At 69.6% G+C, this 11011-nt stretch carries 6 protein-coding genes; all 6 read right to left on the reverse strand.

Features of this window, described 5'->3' with window-relative positions; all coding sequences use genetic code 11:
- Positions 1–368 precede the first annotated feature (368 nt).
- Positions 369–737: a hypothetical protein gene (locus HUW36_RS16030; RefSeq protein WP_174528908.1), complete on the reverse strand. Its 369-nt coding sequence runs from the start codon at positions 735–737 to the stop codon at positions 369–371.
- Positions 738–897: 160 nt separating this feature from the next.
- Positions 898–4785 carry a DNA-directed RNA polymerase subunit beta' gene (locus HUW36_RS16035; protein ID WP_174528909.1) on the reverse strand — a complete coding sequence of 1296 codons (3888 nt, stop codon included), beginning with the start codon at positions 4783–4785 and terminating at the stop codon, positions 898–900.
- Between the two features lie 80 nt (positions 4786–4865).
- A complete protein-coding gene (gene rpoB / locus HUW36_RS16040; RefSeq protein ID WP_174528910.1) occupies positions 4866–8297 on the reverse strand; it encodes a DNA-directed RNA polymerase subunit beta in 3432 nt (1143 codons plus the stop codon).
- 571 nt (positions 8298–8868) lie between these two features.
- Entirely contained in the window at positions 8869–9258 is a 390-nt protein-coding gene (gene rplL / locus HUW36_RS16045) for a 50S ribosomal protein L7/L12 (protein WP_174528911.1), read from the reverse strand.
- A gap of 55 nt (positions 9259–9313) precedes the next feature.
- Complete coding sequence (rplJ, locus tag HUW36_RS16050; RefSeq protein WP_174528912.1) at positions 9314–9862, reverse strand: 50S ribosomal protein L10; 549 nt, start codon at positions 9860–9862, stop codon at positions 9314–9316.
- A 309-nt stretch (positions 9863–10171) separates the two neighbouring features.
- Positions 10172–10861, reverse strand: coding sequence for a hypothetical protein (locus tag HUW36_RS16055; protein WP_174528913.1), 690 nt, complete (start codon positions 10859–10861; stop codon positions 10172–10174).
- Positions 10862–11011 lie beyond the last annotated feature (150 nt).

Genomic DNA, 11011 nt, shown 5'->3' on the forward strand with positions numbered 1-11011 from the left:
GGGCGGGGCCGAGGACGGACCGGGCGGCGGGCCGGTGAACGGCGCGGCGGAGGACGGCTCGGACGGGGGGCCCGTCGGCGTCGGGGCGTACCCGGGCGGGGTCGTCCCGGACGACGGGCCGGAAGCGTCGGCGGAGTGCTCTCCGTGCGCGGTCGGCGGCGCCCACGGGCTCACCGGCTCCGGCGTTCGCGGGGCGGCGGGATCCGGCCCGGCACCGGGGCGGTTCGGGTCGCCTCCCGGCGGCGCAGCCGGTTCCGTCACGGGGTCCTCCTGTCCACATGGCTCACCCGCCGCGCGGCGGACACCGGCCAGGCTACCGTCGCCGGTCACCACCGGGTGGGCCGGCGCGGTGCCGCTCCCCCGCCGGGTCAGTCGAAGTTCGGCGCGTAGTCGTGCCCGAACGAGGCGTCGGCGTGCCGGACCAGCCCGATCACCACCGCGGCCACCACCACGACGGCGGTCAGCACCAGCCCGATCCGGGCCAGCCGCTCGCCGCGACGCAACCAGTCGGCACCCGTCAGGTATCCCCCCGACACGTACGCCTCGCGGCGGGCCTGGCGAGCCAGCGTGAGCGCGATGGTCGCCGGCACCACCCCGCCGACGAAGAAGCCGGTCAGCGCCCCGATGAGCCCGAGGGCGAAGACGGCACGGGCCTTGGTCGAGCGGACCGGCTCAGGGTCGTGCGGATGGCGCTGCGCCTGTGGCACGACGGGCACCTGCCCGGGCACGGTCGTCATGCCCTCCATCATGCCCCGACCCGGCCTCCCGTTCCCGGCCCCTGCACCAGCCCGGCGCGACAGCGGTGTCCGCCTCGGACCCCGGGTCGATCAACGCCGACCACCCCCGGACGCGACGAGGCCCCCGGCATCCGCCGGGGGCCTCGTCGTTGCCTACTGCTTAGCGGTACGACCCGAAGTCGAAGTCGTCCAGCGGCACCGCCTGGCCGCTGGCCGGCCCGAAGCCGTAGTCGGTCTCGGGGTAGCCGGTCATCGAGTAGACCTTGGCCTTCGCCTCCTCGGTCGGCTCGACCCGGACGTTGCGGTACTTGCTGATGCCCGTACCGGCCGGGATGAGCTTACCGATGATCACGTTCTCCTTGAGGCCGATCAGCGAGTCGCTGCGGGCGTGGATCGCCGCGTCCGTCAGCACCCGGGTGGTCTCCTGGAAGGAGGCCGCCGACAGCCAGGAATCCGTGGCCAGCGAGGCCTTGGTGATACCCATCAGCACCGGGCGACCGGCGGCGGGCTCGCCACCCTCGCCGACGAGCCGGCGGTTCTCCGACTCGAACAGCGCCCGGTCGACCAGCACACCCGGCAGGAACTCGGTGGAGCCGGAGTCGATGACCGTCACCCGCTTGAGCATCTGGCGGATGATGATCTCGATGTGCTTGTCGTGGATGAGCACACCCTGCGAGCGGTAGACCTCCTGGACCTCCTGGGTCAGGTGGACCTGGACCGCGCGCGGGCCGAGGATGCGCAGCAGCTCGTGCGGGTCGATGGTGCCCTCGGTGAGCTTCTCGCCGACCTCGACGTGGTCGCCGTCGTGCGCCCGGAGCCGGACCCGCTTCGAGATCTTGTCGTAGACGATCTCGTCGCTGCCGTCGTCAGGGATGACCACGATCTTGCGGGACCGCTCGCCGTCCTCGATCCGGATGCGACCCGGGGTGTCGGCGATGGGCGCCTTACCCTTCGGCACCCGGGCCTCGAAGATCTCCTGGACACGGGGCAGACCCTGGGTGATGTCCTCACCCGCGACACCACCGGTGTGGAAGGTACGCATCGTCAGCTGCGTACCCGGCTCACCGATCGACTGGGCGGCGATGATGCCGACCGCCTCGCCGACGTCCACGGTCTTGCCGGTCGGCAGCGAGCGGCCGTAGCACGCACCGCAGACGCCCAGCTTCGACTCGCAGGTGAGCACGCTGCGCACCCGCACCGTCTCCACGCCGGCGGCGACGATCGCGTCGACGCCGATGGAGTTGATGTCCTGACCCCGGTGGGCCACCACGGTGCCGTCCGGCCCCTTGATGTCGTCGGCCAGCGTCCGGGCGTGCACGCTGGTCTCGGCGTGCTCGTGCACGACCAGCTTGCCGTCGACCCGCTCACCGATCTGCATCGGGATGGCCCGGTCGGTGCCGCAGTCCTCCTCGCGGATGATGACGTCCTGCGAGACGTCCACCAGACGCCGGGTCAGGTAACCCGAGTCGGCGGTACGCAGGGCGGTGTCCGCGAGACCCTTCCGGGCACCGTGCGTGGAGATGAAGTACTCCAGCACGGACAGACCCTCCCGGTACGAGGCCTTGATCGGCCGCGGGATGATCTCACCCTTGGGGTTGGCCACCAGACCACGGATAGCCGCGATCTGCCGGAGCTGGAGCAGGTTACCGCGGGCACCCGAGTTGATCATCTTCCACAGCGGGTTCTCCTGCGGCAGCGCGGTGTCCATCTCCTTGGCGACCTCGTTGGTCGCCTTGGTCCAGATCTCGATGAGCTCGCCGCGACGCTCCTCGGCGGTCATCAGACCACGCTGGTACTGCTTGTCGATCCGGTCGGCTTCCTTCTCGTACCGCTCCAGGATCTCCCGCTTGCGCGGCGGAGCGATGACGTCCTCCATGCCGATGGTGACGCCGGACCAGGTGGCCCAGTGGAAACCGGCCTCCTTGAGCCCGTCCAGGGTGGCCGCCAGGGCCACCTTCGGGAAGCGCTCGGCGAGGTCGTTGACGATCGCGGAGAGCTGGCCCTTGCGGATCTCGTAGTTCACGAAGCGGTAGCCCGGGGGCAGCGTCTCGTTGAACAGGACCCGGCCCAGGGTGGTCTCCACCGTCACCGGCTCGCCCTCGGTCCAGCCCTCGGGGGCGGTCCAGGGCTCGGCGCCGGCGCCGTTGTCGACACCGACCACGTCGTGCAGCCGGATCTTCACCGGGGTCTGCAGGTGCAGCTCGCCGTTGTCGTACGCCATCCGCGCCTCGGCGTCCGAGCTGAACGCCCGGCCCTCGCCCTTGCCCCCCGGAGTGAGGTGGGTGAGGTGGTAGAGGCCGATGACCATGTCCTGGGTGGGCATGGTGACCGGCTTGCCGTCGGCCGGCTTGAGGATGTTGTTCGACGACAGCATCAGGATCCGCGCCTCGGCCTGGGCCTCGGCGGACAGCGGCACGTGGACCGCCATCTGGTCACCGTCGAAGTCGGCGTTGAACGCGGTGCAGACCAGCGGGTGGATCTGGATGGCCTTGCCCTCGACCAGCTGCGGCTCGAAGGCCTGGATGCCCAGGCGGTGCAGGGTCGGCGCGCGGTTCAGCAGAACCGGGTGCTCGCCGATGACCTCTTCCAGCACGTCCCACACGACCGGCCGCTGCCGCTCGACCATCCGCTTGGCGGACTTGATGTTCTGCGCGTGGTTGAGGTCCACCAGCCGCTTCATCACGAACGGCTTGAACAGCTCCAGCGCCATCTGCTTGGGCAGGCCGCACTGGTGCAGCTTGAGCTTCGGGCCGACCACGATGACCGAACGGCCCGAGTAGTCGACGCGCTTGCCCAGCAGGTTCTGGCGGAACCGGCCCTGCTTGCCCTTGAGCATGTCGGACAGCGACTTCAGCGGCCGGTTGCCCGGGCCGGTGACCGGACGGCCACGACGACCGTTGTCGAACAGCGCGTCGACGGCCTCCTGGAGCATCCGCTTCTCGTTGTTGACGATGATCTCGGGCGCGCCGAGGTCGATCAGCCGCTTGAGGCGGTTGTTCCGGTTGATCACACGCCGGTACAGGTCGTTCAGGTCGGAGGTCGCGAAGCGGCCACCGTCGAGCTGCACCATCGGGCGCAGGTCCGGCGGGATGACCGGGACGCAGTCCAGCACCATGCCGAGCGGCGAGTTCCGGGTGTTCTGGAACGCCGCGACGACCTTCAGCCGCTTGAGCGCGCGGATCTTCCGCTGGCCCTTGCCGGAGCGGATGGTCTCGCGCAGGTTCTCGGCCTCGGCCTCCAGGTCCATGTTCTGGACCAGGGCCTTGATGGCCTCGGCGCCCATGCTGCCGGTGAAGTACTCACCGAAGCGGTCGCGCAGCTCGCGGTAGAGCAGCTCGTCGGTGACCAGCTGCTTCGGCTCCAGCTTGCGGAAGGTGTCGAGGACCTCGTCGAGGCGGTCGATCTCACGCTGGGCCCGGTCGCGGATCTGGCGCATCTCGCGCTCTCCGCCCTCCTTGACCTTGCGCCGGACGTCCGCCTTCGCGCCCTCGGCCTCCAGCTCGGCCAGGTCGGCCTCGAGCTTGGCGGCCCGCTTCTCGATCTCCGAGTCGCGGCTGTTCTCCGACTGCCGCTTCTCGGCCAGGATCTCGTTCTCGATGGTCGAGAGGTCGCGGTGACGCGCTTCGGCGTCCACGCTCGTCACGACGTACGAGGCGAAGTAGATGATCTTCTCGAGGTCCTTCGGGGCGAGGTCCAGCAGGTAGCCCAGCCGGCTCGGCACGCCCTTGAAGTACCAGATGTGGGTCACCGGAGCGGCCAGCTCGATGTGACCCATCCGCTCCCGGCGAACCTTGGAGCGGGTCACCTCGACGCCGCAGCGCTCGCAGATGATGCCCTTGAAGCGGACCCGCTTGTACTTACCGCAGTAGCACTCCCAGTCCCGCTGCGGACCGAAGATCTTCTCGCAGAAGAGCCCGTCCTTCTCCGGCTTGAGGGTGCGGTAGTTGATGGTCTCGGGCTTCTTGACCTCGCCGTGGGACCACTGACGGATGTCGTCGGCGGTGGCGAGACCGATGCGCAGCTCGTCGAAGAAGTTGACGTCGAGCACTGTGTCCCCTATGTCGTCGTCTGTACTGCTAGCTAACGGGCGGGATCGGGGGCCGGCGAGCCGGCCCCCGAATCACCGCCTCAGACCTCTTCGACCGAGCTCGGCTCGCGCCGGGACAGGTCGATGCCCAGCTCCTCCGCGGCGCGGAACACCTCGTCGTCGGTCTCGCGCATCTCCAGGGCCACACCGTCGCTGGAGAGCACCTCGACGTTGAGGCACAGCGACTGCAGCTCCTTGAGCAGCACCTTGAACGACTCCGGGATGCCCGGCTCGGGGATGTTCTCGCCCTTGACGATCGCCTCGTAGACCTTGACCCGGCCCAGGACGTCGTCGGACTTGATGGTCAGCAGCTCCTGCAGGGCGTAGGCGGCGCCGTACGCCTGCATGGCCCAGCACTCCATCTCACCGAAGCGCTGGCCACCGAACTGCGCCTTACCACCCAGCGGCTGCTGCGTGATCATCGAGTACGGGCCGGTCGAGCGGGCGTGGATCTTGTCGTCGACCAGGTGGTTGAGCTTCAGGATGTAGACGTAGCCGACCGCGATCGGGTCGGGCAGCGGCTCGCCGGAGCGACCGTCGAACAGCTGCGCCTTGCCGGTGCGCCCGATCAGCTGGTTGCCGTCCCGGTTGGGCAGGGTCGACGCCAGCAGGCCGGAGATCTCCTCCTCGCGGGCACCGTCGAAGACCGGGGTGGCCACGTTGGTGTCCGGCTCGGACTCGTGCGCGTTGATCGACTTGAGCTGGCGCTTCCACTCCTCGTCGTCACCGTCGACGCTCCAGCCGGTCTTGGCCACCCACCCGAGGTGGGTCTCCAGGACCTGACCGATGTTCATCCGGGACGGCACACCGAGCGGGTTCAGCACGATGTCGACCGGGGTGCCGTCCTCCAGGAACGGCATGTCCTCGATCGGCAGGATCTTGGAGATGACGCCCTTGTTGCCGTGGCGGCCCGCGAGCTTGTCACCGTCCTGGATCTTGCGCTTCTGGGCCACGTAGACCCGCACCAGCTCGTTCACGCCCGGGGGCAGCTCGTCGCCGTCCTCGCGGGAGAAGGTACGCACGCCGATGACCGTGCCGGTCTCGCCGTGCGGCACCTTCAGCGAGGTGTCGCGGACCTCGCGCGCCTTCTCACCGAAGATCGCGCGGAGCAGCCGCTCCTCGGGGGTCAGCTCGGTCTCGCCCTTCGGCGTGACCTTGCCGACCAGGATGTCGCCGGGGACGACCTCGGCGCCGATCCGGATGATGCCGCGCTCGTCGAGGTCGGCGAGCATTTCCTCGCTGACGTTCGGGATGTCGCGGGTGATCTCCTCCGGACCGAGCTTGGTGTCCCGGGCGTCGACCTCGTGCTCCTCGATGTGGATCGAGGTGAGCACGTCCTGCTGCACGAGGCGCTGCGACAGGATGATCGCGTCCTCGTAGTTGTGGCCCTCCCAGCACATGAACGCCACCAGCAGGTTGCGTCCGAGCGCCATCTCGCCCTCGTCGGTGCACGGACCGTCGGCGATGACCTGGCCGGCCTCGACGCGGTCGCCCTCGAAGACGACAGGCTTCTGGTTGACGCAGGAGCCGGCGTTGGAGCGGCGGAACTTGTGCAGCAGGTACGTCCGGCGGTGGCCGTCGTCCTGGTGGACCGTGATGTAGTCCGCGCACAGGTCCTCGACCACACCGCCGACCTCGGCGACGACCACGTCGCCGGCGTCCACGGCCGCGCGGTACTCCATGCCCGTGCCGACCAGCGGGGCCTCGGCCTTGACCAGCGGCACCGCCTGACGCTGCATGTTCGCGCCCATGAGCGCGCGGTTGGCGTCGTCGTGCTCCAGGAACGGGATCATCGCGGTGGCGACCGAGGTCATCTGCCGCGGCGACACGTCCATGTAGTCCACGGCGCCGGGCGCGACGTCCTCGGTCTCGCCGCCCTTACGGCGGACCAGGACCCGGTCCTCGGCGAACGTGCCGTCGGCCCGCAGCGGCGCGTTGGCCTGCGCCTTGACGAACCGGTCCTCCTCGTCCGCGGTCAGGTAGTCGATCTGGTCGGTGACCCGACCGTCGATGACCTTCCGGTACGGCGTCTCGATGAAGCCGAACGGGTTGACCCGGGCGAAGGTGGAGAGCGCGCCGATCAGGCCGATGTTCGGGCCTTCCGGCGTCTCGATCGGGCACATCCGGCCGTAGTGGGACGGGTGCACGTCGCGGACCTCGAAGCCGGCCCGCTCACGGGACAGACCACCCGGGCCGAGCGCGCTCAGCCGGCGCCGGTGGGTCAGACCCGCCAGCGGGTTGGTCTGGTCCATGAACTGGGACAGCTGCGACGTACCGAAGAACTCCTTGATCGCCGCCACCACGGGGCGGATGTTGATCAGGGTCTGCGGCGTGATCGCCTCGACGTCCTGGGTGGTCATCCGCTCGCGGACGACCCGCTCCATCCGGGAGAGACCGACCCGGACCTGGTTCTGGATCAGCTCGCCCACGGTACGCAGGCGACGGTTGCCGAAGTGGTCGATGTCGTCGGCCTCGTAGCCCTCCTCACCGGCGTGCAGCCGGCAGAGGTACTCCACGGTGGCGACGATGTCGTCCTCGGTGAGCGTGCCGGTGGTGATCGGCACGTCCACTTCGAGCTTCTTGTTGAACTTGTAGCGCCCGACCTTGGCGACGTCGTACCGCTTCGGGTTGAAGAAGAGGTTGTCGAGCAGGGTCTGGGCGTTCTCACGGGTCGGCGGCTCGCCAGGGCGGAGCTTCCGGTAGATGTCGAGCAGGGCCTCGTCCTGGCCGGCGATGTGGTCCTTCTCGAGCGTGGTCATCATGAGCTCGGACCAGCCGAACTTCTCACGGATGCGCTCGGCGGACCACCCGATGGCCTTGAGCAGGACGGTGACGGCCTGGCGACGCTTGCGGTCGATGCGAACACCGACCGTGTCGCGCTTGTCGATGTCGAACTCCAGCCAGGCACCCCGGCTCGGGATGACCTTGACGCTGGAGAGGTCGCGGTCGGAGGTCTTGTCCGGCTGCTTGTCGAAGTAGACGCCCGGCGAGCGGACGAGCTGGCTGACCACGACGCGCTCGGTGCCGTTGATGATGAAGGTGCCCTTCGGCGTCATCATCGGGAAGTCACCCATGAACACCGTCTGGCTCTTGATCTCGCCGGTGGTGTTGTTGGTGAACTCCGCGGTCACGAACAGTGGCGCGCAGTAGGTCAGGTCCTTCTCCTTGCACTCCTCGATCGAGGCCTTGACCTCGTCGAAGCGCGGAGCCGAGAAGGAGAGCGACATGGTGCCGGAGAAGTCCTCAATGGGACTGATCTCGTCGAGGATCTCCGCGAGACCCGAGCGTGCGTGCGGGTCGTCCGCCGACCGGCCCTGCCAAGCCTCGTTGCCGACGAGCCAGTCGAAGGACTCGTTCTGGATGGCGAGGAGGTTGGGGACCTCGAGGTGTTCGGTGATCCGACCGAAAGAAACTCGGCGGGGCGCGAATGCGCTCGACGTACGACTGGTCTTCGCAGGGCGGGAAGCTGCCAAGATGCGTCCTTCCGAGGACCGGTGCTGCAGAACGGCTGGTACGCGTGCACTCCAATGACCCCACCAGAAATATCCGCAAACGGACATTTCCGAGCAGGGGTCAAGTCGGAAGGCAGCGCAAACTAGCAGTGTAGCCGAGAGGCTAACCGCTGTCCAGCCCACCCCGCAGGTCGTCGCGGAACAAGCCCTGGGACCTCGAAAAACCGGGTCCACCGGGCCGCTCGGAACGCGACGCTCCTGCCGGTCCGCTCGGGTGCCGCGGCGGTGGTGCTGCCGTTGCCTTACCCGAGAGGCGGCCGTTGCAAGCGCGGAAGGTCTTGCTGATGTCAGCGTGCCTGCCGGGCCGGTGTCGCGTCAAGGGCCGGTTACCGCTCGGGGTGTCTTTCCCACCCACGGGCTACCGGCGGGCATCGCTGAGAAGCCGGTGCGAGGAACCTGTACGCCCTGCTCACGCCACTGCCACCGGGCACCACCAACACGGCGGGCGGCGATCCGTTCCCGGATCACCGCCCGCCGCGACGCGGTGTGCCCCGGCTCACGTGAGCCGGACGCGCGTCAGGTCAACGCAAGGTCACTTGAGGGTGACCTTGGCGCCCTCGCCCTCGAGCTTGGCCTTGGCCTTCTCGGCGGTCTCCTTGTTGGCCTTCTCCAGGACGGCCTTCGGAGCGGCCTCGACCAGGTCCTTGGCCTCCTTGAGGCCCAGGCCGGTCAGCTCACGCACGACCTTGATGACCTGGATCTTCTTGCCACCGTCGGCGTCGAGGATGACGTCGAACTCGTCCTTCTCCTCCTCGACCGGGGCGGCGGCGGCGCCACCGGCACCACCGGCGGCGGCGACCGCGACCGGCGCCGCGGCGGTGACCTCGAAGGTCTCCTCGAACTGCTTCACGAACTCGGAGAGCTCGATCAGCGTCATCTCCTTGAACGCGTCGAGCAGCTCGTCGGTGCTGAGCTTCGCCATGTCTGGCGTCCTTTCTCGCAAGTGAAAACTAAGAACGTGGTGCGCCGGGAGGGCCTCAGGCCGCCTCGGCGCCCTCCTGCTCGCGCTTCTTGTCCGCCAGGGCGGCCGCCGCGCGGGCGGCCTTGGAGAGCGGAGCCTGGAACAGGGCCGCGGCCTTGCTCAGGTTGCCCTTCATGGCGCCGGCCAGCTTGGCCAGCAGCACCTCGCGGGACTCCAGGTCGGCAAGCTTCGTGACCTCGGCCGCGGAAATGGCCTTGCCCTCGAAGACACCGCCCTTGATGACGAGCTTCGGGTTGGCCTTCGCGAAGTCGCGAAGCCCCTTCGCCGCCTCGACGACGTCGCCCGAAACGAAAGTCAGCGCGGTAGGACCGGTGAACAGCTCGTCGAGGCCGGAGATGCCCGCATCGGCCGCGGCACGCTTGGCAAGCGTGTTCTTCGCGACCGTGTAGCTGGTCTCCTTGCCGAGCGAGCGCCGCAGCTGGGTGAGCTGCGAAACCGTGAGCCCGCGGTACTCGGTGAGCACGGTGGCTCCCGCGGCGCGGAAGCTCTCGGTCAGCTCGGCAACGGCCGTGGCCTTGTCGGCCCGGATCGGCTTGTCCGCCATGTCCCTCCTCTCTCGTTACTCGGAGCTGGCACGCCGACGACGGAGCGACGGCGGCGGAGGCACCACGACAACGAGAAAAGCCCCGGCGCAGGGCGCACGGGGCGAGGGCCGGCGGCACGGGCACAGTCGGCGGACCGTGCGTGACACCGAGTTTCGCTTGCCGCCCTGCGCGGGTCGCCCGTCGTCGCGGGACCTTCGACCGTGCGGGGCACGGTGACCAGCGGTCTTTGGGTGGAACTACCGGACCAGGTTACGCGACGCCTCGCGCAGCGCCAAATCGCCCCGTGTGCTCCCGGTCACCCGCCCGGGTCAGGCCCGGGTGCGGCGGCCCCAGGAGTAGCCGGCCAGCGCCACCGCCGCCCAGAGCACCGCCCAGCCGGTCAGGAGCAGACCGACACCGGCCGACACCGGGCCGGTCACCGCCCGCGCGGTCGCCATCACCGGCGGGACCAGCCACGGCGCCACCGAGTCGGAGAGGCCGAACACCACCACCCCGACCGTGCCCACCGCCAGCACCGCCACCCCGTAGCCGGCGCTGCGGGTGATCGCCCGGCTGGCCAGGGCGCCGAGCGCCACCGCCGCCGGCAGGGCGAGCAGGTGTGCCCAGACCCCGAGGGCCACCCCGACGAGGGCGGACCGCTCCCCCGACCCGGCGGCGAGCGTCACCCCGCCGAGCGGCCACGGCACCACCAACGCGACCACCACCACGGCAAGCCCGGCCAGGAACGCCGCGAGCAGGCCGGCGAGCCGCTCCCGCACCGGCCCGACCACCACCCGGGCCAGACGGCGCTGCACGTCCGGTTCGACGTCGAGCAGGATCTTGGTCTGCCAGGCGAGCACCGGGAACAGCACCACCGCGGAGACCCCGTAGGCCTCCGCGGGCCGGGCCCGACCGCCGCCGTGCAGGATCCCCAGGACGAGCAGGCCGGCCAGCAGCGGCGCCAGCGCCCGCCCGGTCCGCACGAAGCCGGCCAACCGCAGCCGTACCAGCGCGATCATCGGGCCACCTCCGGTGCCGGCCCGGGTCGGCCCGAGTCCCCGGCCCCGGCGTCGACGTGGCCCGGGGAACCGAACCGGGTCTCCGCGGCCGAGGAGGCGGTGTCGGATCCGGTGCCGCCCGGGGCACCGGCGGTGGGCGCGCCGGCCGAC

It is taken from the genome of Micromonospora maritima (assembly GCF_902825405.1).
GTDB lineage: Bacteria > Actinomycetota > Actinomycetes > Mycobacteriales > Micromonosporaceae > Micromonospora > Micromonospora maritima.